Genomic DNA, 14,533 nt, shown 5'->3' with positions numbered 1-14,533 from the left:
ATAGAATCATAATGAGGATAGTATTAATTGTCAATCCTTTAACGGTAAAATAATTGAAGGAGAAATGTGCAATGACGGCAGCAGACAGCGGCAGAACAAAACAAGAGTTGAGCGCAGCAATTCTGCAGACAGCCAATCACTTGTTTAACGTGCACGGAGTTGAATGCGTCAGCATGCATCAAATCGCCAAATCAGCAGGAATCGGACAAGGCACGCTTTATCGGCGTTATGCCAACAAGGGCGACTTGTGCATGGATGTGATGAAGGACAGCTTCGAGCGTTTCAGCGAAGATATTGAACAACAATTGAAAGCAATGGCAGATCGTACCGTGCAGGATCGAATATATACTGTCGTGTGCAACGTTATTCAGTTCCTGGAAACGAAATCACGGTTTCTTGGCGTTATGCACGCTTCTCAATTAAACGACGTGCAAAAAACCGATTTTTTCGAGTCGCCGCCCTATCATTTTATCCATGGCGCTATTTGCAGCCTCCTGAAGGAAGCAGCCGAGGGTGAACTCGCGTATTCCATTGATCCAAGTTATGTGGCGCATTCCTACATATCGGTAATGTCGCCGCACACTCACATGCATCTGCGAACGAGATGCGGATATTCGCTGGACGAAGTGCAAGAGCAATTTCGACTTACGCATATAGCTCCATTGTTCAAATAGAGCTTCTTAGCGCTATAATCCATCGGCAAGGCATGGATATATGTACCGCAAACTGGTATAATACTGAATTGGACTATATGTGCCGGAAACCATTTATGCATCTATAAGGAAGTGAGAAGGCCTTGGCTGCCGATCGTACTCAAGAGGACAAGAACAAGAGTAATGTCCAAACGAAGGACTACTCCAAGTATTTTGATTTCAGTGATGCGAAATTGATCGATCAAGATGATAGCGGGGCTACTTACCGGATCAAAGGTAGAATCATAAACATAAATTCGGCGCCAAGCCACAAGGACGAGAAGAAGCGCGGCAAAGAGGACATCGAGGTTCATTACGATTTCTCCATTCCTGAAGAGCTGCAGACGCTTGGCTTAGGCAAGCATTATTTGATTCAGACGTACGGTTGCCAAATGAACGAACATGACACCGAGGTTATGAAGGGCATGTTCGAGCAAATGGGTTACACGGCAACGGAGGATCGACAGCTGGCTGATGTCATACTGCTCAATACTTGTGCGATCCGCGAAAATGCGGAGGATAAAGTGTTCGGCGAGCTAGGACACTTGAAGACGTTGAAGCTGGAGAAGCCTGATCTGCTGCTCGGCGTATGCGGATGCATGTCGCAGGAGGAGTCGGTCGTCGGTCGAATTTTGCAAAAGCATGCGTTTGTCGATATGATATTCGGAACGCATAATATCCATCGATTGCCGCATTTGCTGCAAAACGCATATTTCAGTAAAGAAATGGTCGTCGAGGTATGGTCCAAAGAAGGCGACATTATAGAGAATATGCCGAAGAAGCGGGAAGGCATGCGCGCTTGGGTTAATATTATGTACGGCTGCGACAAGTTCTGTACGTATTGCATTGTTCCTTACACGCGCGGCAAGGAACGCAGCAGAAGGCCAGAGGATGTTATTGCCGAGATGCGCGAGCTTGCTAGGCAAGGCTTCAAGGAGATTACGCTGCTTGGCCAAAATGTGAATGCATACGGCAAAGACTTCGAAGACATCAACTATCGCTTTGGCGATCTGATGCAGGATATGTCCAAGATTGACATTCCGCGTATTCGGTTCATGACAAGCCATCCTCGCGACTTCGACGATCATCTGATCGAGGTGCTTGCGGGGCGCGGCAACCTAGTCGAGCATATCCATTTGCCTGTTCAGTCTGGCAGTACGGAGACGTTGAAGCGAATGAGCCGCAAGTACACGCGTGAGGCTTACTTGGAGCTGGTCGCCAAGATTAAGCGGGCGATACCGGACGTTTCACTGACGACCGATATTATAGTCGGATTCCCAGGCGAGACGGACGAGCAGTTCGATGATACATTATCGCTAGTGGAAGAGGTAGGCTTCGACTCCGCTTACACATTCCTTTATTCACCGCGTGAAGGGACACCTGCCGCCGTGATGGAGGACAATGTTCCTCTTGCCGTCAAAAAGGAGCGATTGCAGCGGCTGAATGCGCTTCTCGGAGCGATATTCCGAGAGAAGAACGAGCAGCTTCTCGGACAGATCGTAGAAGTGCTGGTCGAAGGCGAGAGCAAAAATAATGCAAACGTTCTATCAGGACGCACCCGCACGAATAAGCTCGTTCACTTGGAAGGACCGAAGGAATGGATCGGACAGTTCATTCACGCGAAAGTAACGGATGCGCAAACCTGGTATATTAAGGCTGAAGCGCTTGAAACACATACACAAGAAGCAGTTAGTTAATGACGATACAGGAGAGATGTTAAATGGCAAACCAACAGACAGCGGCAAACAAAACGGATCAGCACGGTCACGATCATCATCATGAGCACGGCGAGTTCTGCAGCAATCATGAGATTCCGTCGTTCAATACTCGCGACCTCATCGTGAAAGAAGATATTATGGCCAAAGCGAAAGAACTCGCAAGCGTCATCTACGGCTCGGAGGAAGTGCAGCATTACCGTCGCGCCGAGAAGCAAATTAATAATAATGAGCGCGTTCAAGTGCTCATTAATCAGATCAAGAAGAAGCAGAAGGAAGTTGTCGCGTTCGAGACGACGTTCAAAAACGCCGATATGGTAAAGAAGATCGAAGCCGAAATGGAGACGTTGCAGGACGAACTGGACGGCATTCCAATCGTAACCGAGTTCCAACAAAGCCAAACGGACATCAACTACTTGCTGCAGCTCGTCGTATCGATTATCCGCGATACCGTTTCGGAGAAAATCAATGTAGAGGATGCTTCACCGTCTGAAGATCCAGAGGAATGCATGTAAGACTAGTTGTGAATCTGTGAAACCCTCGCGTAATTGCGTTGGGTTTCTTTTTCGTTTAGCGACTAGCCGTTTTGGGCAGGGTTGAATATCGAAAAATAGGGGCGTATACTGGGAGGTATCAGATCGGGAAGGGAGAGATGGGATATGACGGTTGGTAAAATGCTGCGTAATGTTTTTTTTGGTCTTATATTTGGTGTGTTAGCAATTGGACTTATGCCTTTATTGCTCGTTTTCAATTGGGCGGAAATGCTCAATCTAGCCGAAATCGAAACCTCGCCGCTCCTTATGCTTTTGGGTCGTTTTATCGGGCCAGCCAAGCGTAGCGTCGATTCAGACGATCTTAAGCAACGATCCGATCAATAACCGATTTCGTTTTGTCTGTTCATTATTTCATACATGACCCGGAGAAGCAGCCTTAAGGAAGGCTCTTCTGCCGGATCTTTTTTTATGCATTCATTACATTAAGAAGTTCGAATGATCAATTCTCGTATGGACTTGAACTTCAAAATCGGCCGATCCGTAACGATGCTCCATCCAGTCGGCTTTCATTGCTTTCCACTGCTTCGGATGACTGCGGTGAATTCGTTCGCCGATGCCCAATAAGTCGACTTTTTGTTTCTGTGTGTATTGAATGAATTTCTGGATGTCTTGCTCGATAATGGTATTAAGCTGGCCTTCCCACACATGGATCGTATCCGGCGTGATATCCATTCCTTTGCAGGTTAGATTGGTGATGGTCAAATCGGCATTAATCGTTATCGTTATGCGTGATTCCAAACTTGTATTAATGTAAACGTTCGTTTTTGCTTTGCTCAATATATTTTCTAACGTGACATGCCCGCCGTCATCGCATGAAATGCTTTCGATTGTGCCTTCCATCAGATTGCTAGCTCGAAGATAGGCTTTCGTTAAGGACGGCGACAGCTTGCCAGATAATCGATCGCCATGAAACGCATACATGCCGGATGCTTTCAAAATAGATTTATCTTCATTAGCTGCCTGATTAACCGGATAAAGTAAAGGAATCGCTAAATCCTTGAATTCGTTCATATAATCCCGATAAACCATTAGAAGCGTTGTTTTCGAAGTCTGACCGGTAGACTTGCCGCCTTCGACCAGCCCCTGAAATACTTGCGAATTAATAGTCGCGCTTGGCGAGGACATTTGCAAAATTTCGAATGCGTTCCCTTCCGTAATAAACAACAAGGCCGTATTGCGGAATTGGCGCAAGCGGCGAATGGCTTCAACCTGGGGCATAATGCCTTGCTCGGCGACCGCCTTGCTAAACAAAATGCTGGATGCATGTCCCCATAGAAGCATCCGGTCCGATTTATTTCTCATTTGGCGTGCTGCTTCGAACAGGCTTTCCCCTTCTTGCGACAAATAGAATTTATCATTTTGCATGCCTTTTGGCTGTTGTCCGCTAGGCGTTATTTTCGAAATTTCGGCGGTCAGCTTTATGTTATGTTTGTCCCCCTTGTCAATCGCGACGGAATGCACGATATGGATTTCGTTCAGCTCCGCGCTACCCACGCAGCCGGTAGTTGACAGAGTGATCGCGACAAGAATAATGAACGCGCAGACTCTGCTCATTTTTTTGCTCCGTTTCGATAACGAAGACGACGTAAGGGGTGAAATAGGGAAGGACGTTTATTGTTGAACGTACTCGGTCTTCGGATCGCGATATCTCCGAGCAATTCGAAATCGAAAGGAGCCGCCGGCGACAAGTAAGGCACGCCGAACGAGCGCAAAGAAGACAAATACGTCATGAGCATAATAACCCCGGCTACGATGCCGACATAACCCATTAATGAAGCCAGCAGCGTGATCCCGAATTGAATCATACGGATGACATAGTTGATTGCAGTGGACGGAAGCGTGAACGTGGCAATGCCGGTAAGCGCAGCGACAATAACCATAATAGGGGACACGATACCCGCTTGCACAGCGGCTTGGCCAAGGATTAAAGCGCCGACGATGCTGACAGCTTGGCCTACCTGCTTAGGCATCCGAACGCCTGCTTCGCGCATGATTTCGAAGGCGATCATCATTGAGAAACTCTCGACAACGGCAGGAAAAGGAACCGGTTCCTTCGCGGAGGCGATGCTCTGGAGAAGCGGCGTCGGCACAAGCTCATGGTGAAACGTTACAGTAGCAACATAAAAACCAGGCAGCAGCATGCCAATGACTGCACACAGCAGCCGCATGATGCGGATGCTTGAACCGATGTAGTAATTCCATGCATAATCTTCGCTTACCTGGAACGCTTGCAGGAAAACAAACGGCATCATCATCACAAAAGGAGAACCCTGCACAACAATCGCGATCCGCCCTTCAAGCAAGCCTCCGACGACTCTATCCGGTCTTTCGGTTGACTCAATCAACGGCAGCAATGTTCCTTGATTATCGACGATCCACTCTTCGATTGTATTGTCTCCCGGGACGAGGTCTCCCGGAATCTCATCCAGCCGCCGATGTACCTCCTTCAGCAGCGAAGGGTTCGTCACGCCTCCTATGGATACGACGGCCAAACCTAATTTCGTAATGATCCCGGTAGAGCGGTATTCGACCATCAGATCGGGAGAAGGGCAATGATAGCGAATTAAGGCGAGGTTGTTGCGAAATGATTCGGTAAAGCCGCTGCGCGACCCTTTGACGGAAGCTTCACTAACGGGCTCTTCCACATTGCGCAGTTGTACATCAAGCGTGTCATAGGCAATGCCGATCTGTTGGTTGTGAAACAAGAGCACGGTCCTCCCCAGAGCCAATTCCGTTGCTGCCTCCGCAATTTTATGCAGCTTCCCTTTGCTTGACAACATCCGTTGCAGCGATGAAGAGGTGCGGTCGCATATGGACAGCTCAAGTTCACGAAGCTTCGTTTCGTCGGCAAGCCCCCTCAAATAACAGACGGTAATGTCCTCTTGTTCTTCTTTGGCGGCTAGAAAGTCAATAATAATCAAGTCTTCCGTATGACGCATTCTCTCCGTCAGCCTTTTTTTGTTTAAATCAGGGGACGAAGACAACAATTGATCATCCGCTTCCATATGTTTTATCCTCCGATGACGTTTGGTGTTTAATTGCCGCGCCGACGAGCAGCAGTACAGGGAGCACGAGCTGGAAAAGAACAAAATACCATGCTTGCTTGTCGTAAAAGTTGCTCATTTCGATCAAGCCCCACACTTTGTACTTCGAGCTGATAACGATACCTATCGCCATCGGTATAATGAACAGCTTTGGGTTGCTGAGTCTGAAGCATTCGGTCAACGCTTGTATGGATGACCAAAAATAAACGGTTATTTTCACGAACGAACTCATGACCCAAATGGCGATCAAAATGGCGTCAAGTCGTTCAATATTCCGGAACAATTGAATGTTCTGAATCAGGCTGATGATGGGATATGTAAAGCTGCTCGTCGCCTTCCCCCCGAATACAACGCTGCAGCCAACGACTGCCATCAAGAGAAAGATTCCGGATATGACGACTCCGGCTACCGTGTAGGGAACGGTCTTTTTTGAACGTTTCACGTGATTCAAAACCATGGATATAAACATAAGATCGCCAAACCAAGAGACGACGACGATTGTACCTTTCAGCGGCCCGGTAAACCCGTTCTCCAGCACGGGGAGCAAATATTCAAAGTGGTATTCTTTGATCAACAGCAAATAAATGATTAGAAAGGTTATAATCGTGATCAAAAAAATCATAAACGCGACTCGCGAAATGACCTCCAACCCATGAAAGACGGCATAGGCACACATGATTATTCCAATGAGGAGATACCAATTTTGCGGAATCATCGGGTTCAAGGCAATGACGAAAAACTGGGCGAACTCTCGAAGCACCCAAGACGACACATCCATAAAGTAAAGGATGAAAATGACCGCCAATAGTCCGCCTCCCCAACGTCCGAGCAGATGTTTGCAAATGGCTATTAGGTTTTTGTCCGGGTACAACTTATTCAATTGCAGGAAAACCAGCAGGTTCAATGCTCCGCCCAAAATGCCGATGAGGACTAAAAACCATGCATCCCGACCCGCGTAATGCGATAAGGAAGACGGCGCATAAAGGCTGGAAGTGCCTACGGTCGAAATGACGATTAATGCCATTAATTGTTGATTCGATATCATTATGCGACGCATCATAGTTAATAATTTCCTCTCTTTAATAAACTAAGTCTGTCCTTGAAGCCGTAAATTATTCGGATGCCGATCGGCACTAAAGGGGCATAATGGAAAGACGAAGGAGGGAACTTGAATGAAAGGATATTGGATAGCGATGATTCTCACCGCTGTTTGGTTTATTGCGCTGCTCCACTATTTGCCCGGCAATGAAAAGTACATAAGCGAAGCCAGATTTCCATGGACCTTCGCCTATATTGACGCGCTTACTTTTATCCCTCCGATGGTTTTGTTAGTAGTGGCAGACGTTCTACACCGGCGAAAACAGAAACAAAATCATGTAGGTTCGAGTGAGAATAGGGATTGAAACAACCGCATCTTGAAGATAGCGGTTGTTTTTTGCGTTCTAAGTGTAACTTTTTGGGAGCAGATACGTGTATAGGATGTCAGCGGTGGAAGGGAGGCGGCGAAACCGAACAATCAACTGGACGAACTTTACAAGCAATATATGCAAGATGTTCATCGTTACTTGTTATATCTCACAGGCGACCATTACGCGGCGGAGGACTTGCTGCAAGAGACGTTCTACCGCGCTTACCTATATCTAGAAAGCTACGATGGTGAAAAGGTGAAGCCCTGGCTGCTGCGAGTTGCTCACAACGCTTTCGTTGATTACAAGCGTAAGGAAAGGCGAAGCAAGCCATTTGCATCTATCTTCTTCCGGAACATACGTGCGCCGGCAAAACACTCGCCGGAGTCTGTTCTGCTGAGAATCGAAGAGCTTGGCGAGCTTGGTCTAGCCGTCGCAAGCTTACCAGAGAATCAGAGACAAGCGGTGCTGCTCTATGATTACCAAGGATTGAGCTATCAGGAAGCAGCGGACATTATGGATATAGGATTAGCTTATTTCAAAGTGCTGCTCTTCAGAGCGAGGCAGCAGCTTCGCAAGCTGCGCGAGAGGGGAGAAGACGATGAGCGATGATTTTAAACAGCAATTGAAAGCGTATAGACAAGGGAAATTGAGCCAGGAGGAGCGGGAAGAGCTTGAAGCGGAGTTAACGAAGTTGGAGCTTTATCAATCGCATCTAGATGAGCTGCTCGAAGAGGAACAGCCGGATACGATAAGAGAAGCAGGTTCGGTGCAGTTAAATCCGAAACGGGCGACAGAACTTATGCGTCGAGGCAAATGGCGTGCAAGGTCTTGGAGCATTGGCGGCGTAATCGGGATAGTGCTTGCAGCTATGATCGTTAATTCGATTCTGACTTCGATTTATTACGGTTTAGGGAAACCGGAAAAGCGTAACTTGTATGCCGATGTTATTGAATCGGCGATTGCAGTGACGAGTCCTAATATGAGCATAAGTCTAAACAGCAATCCCTCTTCTGTGCTAGGCATTAAGTATTTTGGCGACTTGGTGAAGCAAGTAGGCGACGAGCGTGTCTACATGGGAGATCTGAGTACAACAATGCTTCTTGGATGGCCGAGATTAATTGATCAAAACGATAACAAAAATTCGTCAAACCATTATACCCCCTTTTATTTGCCAGACGAAAGTAATGAAGGCTATGGTACTCCCGGCTCTTCAAAGCTAAGTTCGTTGCCGGAGGGAACGGTCGCGGAGGTGTATGTTTCTTTTGATCGGATGTACTCGACGGATGAAGCGTTAAAGTTGTTTGAGGGTAAGAATATGGAACCTGTGTGGCTAGCTGTGTATACAGGTGAAGCGGGGGAGGAAGGAACTGCTGCGGTGAGTCATCCCGTTGGTTTCCCAACGATGCCTATGTGGCATGAAGAAGACGGCTACACGACGGTGTATGGAGAGAGAAAAGTGTTATGGTGGACAGTAGGCAGCGGATCGACAACCTCTTATCCTGGTGTAGAAACATACGGAAGCGGTAATGTTCGGAATGAAAATTTCGTTAATACGCTTCGTTTGCTGAGCAATCATAAGACGATTACGAATTATTATACGCACTTCTTTGATGCAGATCAGGCGCTTGATTATGTCGAAGAGAATGGGGTTGCCATTTATGGAGTGGTCGTCACTGGCCCGACGAAGGAGCTGCTCAAGTTGAAGGATGCGCCATTCGTGCGCTATTTGCACGTTGGGGAAGCAAGATTATGGAATTGGGATGAGCGGCAGTAACGTGTTAGCCAATGCATGGTCTTTAATAAGAAAAAGCTGTCTGATCATTTTAAGATCCAATTGGATCTTAAAATGAGCGGACAGCTTGTTTTTTTGGAGCTTGTGATGCCATTTCGTTAAGGCGATACCGTCTTCGTATAAGTATCCCGGGTTGAACCGGTTGACGAGCGAATATAGGCAATGTAAGGTGTTAAGGAGATGGCAAGCACGGCACCCAATGCGGACTTAAGGGCGTCACCGATAATGAACGGGTAGAAACCGCCTGCCATCGCTTTCGCAAAGTTCCAATTGAGCACATGCATAAGCCAAGGAATACCCGGCAAATAGGTTAGCAGCGAGCTGAACAATTCAAATGCAATGAATAAGGCAATGAACAATACGATTTTGTTGCGCTTGAATGTTTCATTGCTTAGCGCCCACCTAACGGCGAGACTGATAAGCAGCGCGCAAAATGGAAATGCAATGATAAAGCCGCCGGTGTGGCCAAGCAAATACGAGATGCCGCCCTTGCCATTAAATAACGGTAAACCGATGGCGGTTAACAAGATGACCGTGGTGATGCTTAAAAAGGCGTTGCGCGGTGTAAGGAACAGTCCGGCTAGCAATACGCCAAGCGTTTGAAGCGTAATCGGAACGGGCGAGAAGCTGAGCCTTATCGATAACGAATTCATAACAATGAATAACGCGGCGAATAAAGCGGTAAATACAAGCGCTCTAATATTATTGGTTTGGACAGGCATAACTTCGGATCGACTCCTTTATGTAGTTGCTTTTATATTGTTAACCAATTATATTTAAAGCACGGTTAACAATTCGGATTGTAGCACAATGATTTGGTTTGGGGAAGAGGTTGGGTGAAAAAAAGTGAATTTAATTTCTGAAGTAGAGTTGTCGGACGTTACAGTTCGTCCGATCGCATTTGTTGAAAGGCAACAACCAATAGAGCCGATATTGAAACAGGTTGATTTACATATACGTTCAGGCGAGTGGATTACATTAGTTGGGCGTAACGGAAGCGGAAAGAGCACGCTTGCCAAGGTCATCGCCGGGGGAAGAGTCGATGGGCTGTCAGGAAACGTTAAGCGGGCTGATCCTAAGAGCCGATTAGTGCCGATCGTCATGCAGCAGCCCGAAGCGGCAATGGTAGGCGCTACGCCATGGGAAGACGTTGTTCTCATGCTGGAGCAGAATGAGGCCGAGGAGCAAGATATAGCGGCTTTAGCCGAACAGGCACTTCAAGCCGTAGGCTTAGGCGATAGGTTGCATCAGCCGATCAGCACCTTGTCGGGCGGACAGAAACAGCTCGTTGCGATTGCGGGCTGTCTCGCTGTCTATTCGCCGCTGCTTGTGCTGGATGAAGCTACTTCGATGCTAGATCCTGAAGCGGCCGCATTCGTATTAGAGCAAGCGAGAGCGATCCATGGCAATGGGACAACCGTCATTTGGATTACGCAGAAGCTTGACGAGCTGGATGAAGGTGATCGTATCATTTCGATGCAGGACGGCCGTATCGCGTTTGATGGAAGTGCATCGAATTGGTATAGAAGAGAAGACGGGCATGAAGGAGAGAGCATATGCGAGCGGCTTGGCTTCGATGCGCCCTATACGGTTCAGCTAGCATGGGAGATGGAGAAGCTTGGACTATCGCTTGATCCATTCCCGATCGTGCCGGCAATGCTTGCGAAGGCGGTGAGCGGATATGGGAGCTGACTGGCATCTTAATGATGTATCGGTCGTTACAGATGTGCCGGAGAGCAAGACGCTGTTGAAACAAGTTAATTTACGGATTGAAGCGGGTAAAATTACGCTGCTCGTCGGACGAAACGGAGCGGGAAAGTCGACGCTGCTGGAGACGCTGGCGGGACTGCGAGAGGCGCGTAGCGGTGAAATTAAGCTTGGTGACGAGCCTTTATGGATCAAGAAGGGGCGTCGAAGGAAATTAAACGCCTCGGTATCGCTGCGTTTCGGCCTGTCGATGCAGCATTCGGAGTCGCAGTGGTTTCTGTCCACGGTGCGCGGCGAGCTGCTCTATACAATGAAGCCGTACAAGGTATCGGCGGAAGAATCGGAGCGAAGGATCGAGCGGGCGATGGCGTCAGCGGGTCTTGACGCAGAGCTGTTAACGCGCGATCCTTGGACGCTCAGCGGCGGACAGCAGCGACGTCTGTCGCTCGCCTGCTTGCTGGCGTGCGAGCCGGAATGGCTGCTGCTGGACGAGCCGACGGCGGGTCTTGACGCCGTCGGCATCCGCAGCCTGTGCGCGGTGCTGGAAGCGCACAGGGCAGCGGGGCGCGGAGCGGTCGTGGTGACACACGACCTCGATGCGCTGCTGCCGCTCGCGGATGCGGTTGCCGAAGTCGCCCACGGCAACGTCCGCGAAGCGGCTCCCGCTGCGGCGGCGCATGCGCACGCCGCAGCTGCGCCGGAGGCGCTGCGCGCGCTAGCCGCGCTGCGCGAGGCGGCGGCTCTGCCGCCGCAAGAGCCTGCGGCGCCCGCGCGGAGCGGCGGGGCGCCATGGCCGTCGCCGAGCGAAGCAGCCGCGGCGGCTGCAGAGCAGCTGGCACGCCGCATAGGCGGGCGCGCCCTTCAATCGGCAGCGGCGGCACCTGCGCCGCAAGCCGCCAGCTCCGCCGCTGCCGCGGCCACAGCCGCGGACGCCCCTAAGGGGCGAGCGCCGCGCGCGGATACATTCGATCCGCGCGCGCTCGTCGCGGCGTATCTGCTGCTCGCCGCGAGCCTGCTCGCCCAACAAAGCTTGGCCGCACTTGCGCTTGCGGCCTGCGTGACGGCGCTGCTGCTCATTCCATTCCGGCAGCTGATCTACCGCTGGGCGGGCGTTATTCGCGCTTATGCGTACTTTATCGTCATTATCGGCGTCATAAGCGGCATCCAATTCCGCCCGCTTGCCTTTTTATGGAGCAGTTCGGAGCCGACCGTGCTTAGACTATGCCAATTGCTCGTCGTAATGATGCTTGGCATGCCGATGCTGCAATTAGTAACGCCGCTGCGTCTGCAACGATCCATTCAGCAGACGTTCGGATGGATGTCGCGCCTGCGTATCCCGATCCATTCCTTCGCATTGCTCGTTACGTTGATTTTCAGATTCATACCGCTGCTGGCAGGGGAGTGGGAAAGGTTTGCGAAGCTCGCTCATGCGAGAGGGAAGGCGGTAACGCCGCTGCGCAGCGTTCCGATTAAAATGCTTTACTCCGTCATCATTCCATACATTCGATCGATCGTACGACTAGCGGAGCAGATGGCCGATGCATTAGAAGCACGCGGCTTTGGTCTTGTTAAAAAGAAGCCGACGTACGGATTTCGGCTGCGATTCGCCAAGCCCGATTACGGGCTGCTTGCCGCAGCGCTTGCCGCTAGCGCTATACAACTAATAATCGCCGCCTCCTTATAGGAGAGCGGCGATTTTGTTGATCCATTGTCCATCTTGATCGGCAAGCAATGTCTGCCAGCCATGCTGCTCCGCCTGCCTAAGATTAGCGGGATGATCGTCTACGAATAGAATGGGGACGTCCGGCCCCAGCAGTCCATGAACATGGACGAAGATGTTGTCGCTTGGCTTCTTCATGCCGACATCGCTTGAGACCGTAACCGTGGAGAAGTGATGGCGAACAGGCTCAAGAATCGGGTTCACCCACTCCGCAACATGATTGCTTAGGATGTGGAGGTCGGCCTTATCGCTCCAAACTGCAATCTTATCCATAGCAGGAAGCGCAGTCAGGCTTTCCGCCAAATACTGTTTGGCCTCTTCGGTATCAATGGAAGGGAGCTGCTTCTGCAGCCACTCCCAGAAATCCGTCTCTGCAAGCTGCCCCGTCCATAGCCGCTTCGATATTTGCTGTTTGTAAACTGCATATAAACGGTCAACCGCCAGCTCGGAGGCTTCGGCGAGCATATGCCAAAACGTTGGCGATAGATTCGTAGCCAGCACGCCGCCAATATCGAGCACTAGCTGTGTTCGCTTCTCGCTAACCGCATCTGTCATAAGCTGATACCCCCAGAAGACGAAGGCTTTGCTTTACGTGCGCTTGCGCGTTCCATTGATGACCAAAGCCATACGAGCAGAGCTGCCGCAGCGCCCAACATCGCTCCGAATACGAAGCCGCTGTCGAGTCCCCAGCTCTCGTTAAGCCATCCGGCAAGGAACGGTCCGGAGAACATGCCGATCGCATACAGCGCTTGATACAAGCCCATTGCCGTTGCGCGCCCAGGCAGCTCGACATCCCGTATAGATAGAGCGAGCAGCAGCGGCAGATGAAGCCCTTGGGCAAAGCCGTTAAACGCTTGCGTAATGACGAGCATCTCATACGATTGGAAAAAGGCCATCGAAGCGGTGCATAACGAGCTAACGGTGAAGCCAAGCCCAATTGTTCCCCAATAGCCGAATCGTTTAACGAACCAGGAAGCCGTCAGCGAAGAAGCTATCGCATGAGGAAGCATGAAGGCGAAGACGAGCAGCGTCAGCAGCGAGCCGTTCGCGCCGAGCTGTTCTGCCTTAAGCGGCGTAAAGCCGAACATCGTGATGAACAGCACGCCATGCGCCAAAATCGAAAGTACCGATACCTGAAGGAGCAGCTTCGTGCGTATGACATTTTTGACCATAGCGAACGACATCGCAGGTCGGCTGTCTGCAGCAAGCTTTGGTTCCTTAAGCGAGAACGCAAGCGCAAGACCAATTGCGGATAATATGGCGCCTGTAATGAAAGGGGCATTGTCGCCAAGGCCATCGTTCAACCAGCCGCTCAGTACCATGCCGAGCATCTGTCCGGATACGATCATGACGCTTATATTGCCCATCGCGCGGCCTGTCTGGCCTGCTCCGAAATAGCTTGCGTATAAGACGGTGAAAGCAACCCAGGTCGAAGCGCAGACTCCTGCCATCATGCGGCCCGCAAGCGGCCATGCCCATATTCCTGGAACAATGAAGAGCAGACAGCTGATGCAGGAGGTAATCATGCCGAGCAAGACGAATGGTTTGCGCTTGCCCCACTTGTCTGACATAATTCCCAGCGGGAAGCGGCCAAGCATCTGGACGAAGCCATAGCTGCCAAGTACGATGCCGATCATTTGGAGCGACAGCCCGCGTCCGCTTAAGTAAGGGGTAAGAATGGGCACGTAGGTGTACATAGATGTCCAATACAGAATGGTGACAATGGTAAACAACAGTTTTTGTGAGCGATCATTTGCTGACATAGGGCTATAAAAACTCCTTTCCCTAACACTTTAGCGCATGAACCTCGAAATTGTCACTTGCTATTTTGGAAGGGATCGTGGAAACTTTATCCATGGATAAGCGTATAAATCTTAGTGATAAATGATAAAGAGGTGAG

Annotated in this window: 15 protein-coding genes; 9 read left to right on the top strand and 6 right to left on the bottom strand. The window is 50.0% G+C overall.

Annotation, left to right across the window (positions count from 1 at the left end; genetic code table 11):
* The first annotated feature begins 71 nt into the window (after nucleotides 1-71).
* The 4 genes from V8F51_RS23725 (at nucleotide 72) to V8F51_RS23710 (ending at nucleotide 3,285) form a co-directional block, all read left to right on the top strand.
* Nucleotides 72-674 carry a TetR/AcrR family transcriptional regulator gene (locus V8F51_RS23725; protein WP_337102985.1) on the top strand — a complete coding sequence of 201 codons (603 nt, stop codon included), beginning with the start codon at nucleotides 72-74 and terminating at the stop codon, nucleotides 672-674.
* A 122-nt stretch (nucleotides 675-796) separates the two neighbouring features.
* Complete coding sequence (gene miaB / locus V8F51_RS23720) at nucleotides 797-2,389, top strand: tRNA (N6-isopentenyl adenosine(37)-C2)-methylthiotransferase MiaB (protein ID WP_337102984.1); 1,593 nt, start codon at nucleotides 797-799, stop codon at nucleotides 2,387-2,389.
* Between the two features lie 23 nt (nucleotides 2,390-2,412).
* The gene (locus V8F51_RS23715; protein WP_337102983.1) at nucleotides 2,413-2,922 is read left to right on the top strand and encodes a RicAFT regulatory complex protein RicA family protein; all 510 of its coding nucleotides are present in this window, start codon (nucleotides 2,413-2,415) and stop codon (nucleotides 2,920-2,922) included.
* A gap of 144 nt (nucleotides 2,923-3,066) precedes the next feature.
* Nucleotides 3,067-3,285 carry a hypothetical protein gene (locus V8F51_RS23710; protein WP_337102982.1) on the top strand — a complete coding sequence of 73 codons (219 nt, stop codon included), beginning with the start codon at nucleotides 3,067-3,069 and terminating at the stop codon, nucleotides 3,283-3,285.
* Nucleotides 3,286-3,378: 93 nt separating this feature from the next.
* Here the strand turns inward: V8F51_RS23710 and V8F51_RS23705 are convergent, their stop codons facing one another.
* From V8F51_RS23705 to V8F51_RS23695, 3 genes are read right to left on the bottom strand one after another with little or no spacing between them, the layout of a single operon-like run.
* On the bottom strand, nucleotides 3,379-4,515 hold the full coding sequence (locus tag V8F51_RS23705; protein WP_337102981.1) for a Ger(x)C family spore germination protein: 1,137 nt from the start codon (nucleotides 4,513-4,515) through the stop codon (nucleotides 3,379-3,381).
* Nucleotides 4,512-5,966: a spore germination protein gene (locus V8F51_RS23700; protein WP_337102980.1), complete on the bottom strand. Its 1,455-nt coding sequence runs from the start codon at nucleotides 5,964-5,966 to the stop codon at nucleotides 4,512-4,514. Before V8F51_RS23700 ends, V8F51_RS23705 begins: the two co-directional genes overlap by 4 nt.
* Complete coding sequence (locus tag V8F51_RS23695) at nucleotides 5,953-7,050, bottom strand: GerAB/ArcD/ProY family transporter (protein ID WP_337102979.1); 1,098 nt, start codon at nucleotides 7,048-7,050, stop codon at nucleotides 5,953-5,955. Before V8F51_RS23695 ends, V8F51_RS23700 begins: the two co-directional genes overlap by 14 nt.
* A gap of 127 nt (nucleotides 7,051-7,177) precedes the next feature.
* Here V8F51_RS23695 and V8F51_RS23690 point away from each other — a divergent pair, with 127 nt between their 5' ends.
* The 3 genes from V8F51_RS23690 (at nucleotide 7,178) to V8F51_RS23680 (ending at nucleotide 9,188) form a co-directional block, all read left to right on the top strand.
* Nucleotides 7,178-7,408, top strand: a complete 231-nt coding sequence (locus tag V8F51_RS23690; RefSeq protein ID WP_337102978.1) for a hypothetical protein — start codon at nucleotides 7,178-7,180, stop codon at nucleotides 7,406-7,408.
* Between the two features lie 117 nt (nucleotides 7,409-7,525).
* A complete protein-coding gene (locus V8F51_RS23685; protein ID WP_337103027.1) occupies nucleotides 7,526-8,023 on the top strand; it encodes a sigma-70 family RNA polymerase sigma factor in 498 nt (165 codons plus the stop codon).
* Nucleotides 8,013-9,188: an anti-sigma factor gene (locus V8F51_RS23680; protein WP_337102977.1), complete on the top strand. Its 1,176-nt coding sequence runs from the start codon at nucleotides 8,013-8,015 to the stop codon at nucleotides 9,186-9,188. Before V8F51_RS23685 ends, V8F51_RS23680 begins: the two co-directional genes overlap by 11 nt.
* A gap of 116 nt (nucleotides 9,189-9,304) precedes the next feature.
* Here V8F51_RS23680 and V8F51_RS23675 read toward each other — a convergent pair whose 3' ends face one another.
* The gene (locus V8F51_RS23675) at nucleotides 9,305-9,928 is read right to left on the bottom strand and encodes a biotin transporter BioY (protein WP_337102976.1); all 624 of its coding nucleotides are present in this window, start codon (nucleotides 9,926-9,928) and stop codon (nucleotides 9,305-9,307) included.
* A 211-nt stretch (nucleotides 9,929-10,139) separates the two neighbouring features.
* Between V8F51_RS23675 and V8F51_RS23670 the strand changes: the two genes are divergently transcribed.
* Nucleotides 10,140-10,898: an ABC transporter ATP-binding protein gene (locus tag V8F51_RS23670; RefSeq protein ID WP_337102975.1), complete on the top strand. Its 759-nt coding sequence runs from the start codon at nucleotides 10,140-10,142 to the stop codon at nucleotides 10,896-10,898.
* Nucleotides 10,888-12,597 (top strand): ATP-binding cassette domain-containing protein, encoded by a 1,710-nt coding sequence (locus tag V8F51_RS23665; protein ID WP_337102974.1) that lies wholly within the window; start codon nucleotides 10,888-10,890, stop codon nucleotides 12,595-12,597. Before V8F51_RS23670 ends, V8F51_RS23665 begins: the two co-directional genes overlap by 11 nt.
* On the opposite strand, the gene V8F51_RS23660 is transcribed toward V8F51_RS23665, so the two are convergent.
* Together V8F51_RS23660 and V8F51_RS23655 are read right to left on the bottom strand one after the other, a co-directional pair.
* Entirely contained in the window at nucleotides 12,592-13,188 is a 597-nt protein-coding gene (locus V8F51_RS23660) for an HAD family hydrolase (RefSeq protein ID WP_337102973.1), read from the bottom strand. The genes V8F51_RS23665 and V8F51_RS23660 overlap by 6 nt on opposite strands.
* Entirely contained in the window at nucleotides 13,185-14,396 is a 1,212-nt protein-coding gene (locus V8F51_RS23655; RefSeq protein ID WP_337102972.1) for an MFS transporter, read from the bottom strand. Before V8F51_RS23655 ends, V8F51_RS23660 begins: the two co-directional genes overlap by 4 nt.
* Nucleotides 14,397-14,533 lie beyond the last annotated feature (137 nt).

This window comes from Paenibacillus sp. YIM B09110, assembly GCF_037167145.1.
In the GTDB taxonomy this organism is placed as follows: domain Bacteria; phylum Bacillota; class Bacilli; order Paenibacillales; family Paenibacillaceae; genus Pristimantibacillus.
This window is presented reverse-complemented; position numbering and strand designations above follow the sequence as displayed.

Excerpts from the sequence above, each read along its gene's own strand:
- V8F51_RS23725 (WP_337102985.1), top strand. The coding sequence starts at position 72 with ATGACGGCAGCAGACAGCGGCAGAACAAAACAAGAGTTGAGCGCAGCA.
- V8F51_RS23715 (WP_337102983.1), top strand. The coding sequence starts at position 2,413 with ATGGCAAACCAACAGACAGCGGCAAACAAAACGGATCAGCACGGTCAC.
- V8F51_RS23710 (WP_337102982.1), top strand. The coding sequence starts at position 3,067 with ATGACGGTTGGTAAAATGCTGCGTAATGTTTTTTTTGGTCTTATATTT.
- V8F51_RS23705 (WP_337102981.1), bottom strand. The coding sequence starts at position 4,515 with ATGAGCAGAGTCTGCGCGTTCATTATTCTTGTCGCGATCACTCTGTCA.
- V8F51_RS23700 (WP_337102980.1), bottom strand. The coding sequence starts at position 5,966 with ATGGAAGCGGATGATCAATTGTTGTCTTCGTCCCCTGATTTAAACAAA.
- V8F51_RS23695 (WP_337102979.1), bottom strand. The coding sequence starts at position 7,050 with ATGATATCGAATCAACAATTAATGGCATTAATCGTCATTTCGACCGTA.
- V8F51_RS23690 (WP_337102978.1), top strand. The coding sequence starts at position 7,178 with ATGAAAGGATATTGGATAGCGATGATTCTCACCGCTGTTTGGTTTATT.
- V8F51_RS23680 (WP_337102977.1), top strand. The coding sequence starts at position 8,013 with ATGAGCGATGATTTTAAACAGCAATTGAAAGCGTATAGACAAGGGAAA.
- V8F51_RS23675 (WP_337102976.1), bottom strand. The coding sequence starts at position 9,928 with ATGCCTGTCCAAACCAATAATATTAGAGCGCTTGTATTTACCGCTTTA.
- V8F51_RS23665 (WP_337102974.1), top strand. The coding sequence starts at position 10,888 with ATGGGAGCTGACTGGCATCTTAATGATGTATCGGTCGTTACAGATGTG.
- V8F51_RS23660 (WP_337102973.1), bottom strand. The coding sequence starts at position 13,188 with ATGACAGATGCGGTTAGCGAGAAGCGAACACAGCTAGTGCTCGATATT.
- V8F51_RS23655 (WP_337102972.1), bottom strand. The coding sequence starts at position 14,396 with ATGTCAGCAAATGATCGCTCACAAAAACTGTTGTTTACCATTGTCACC.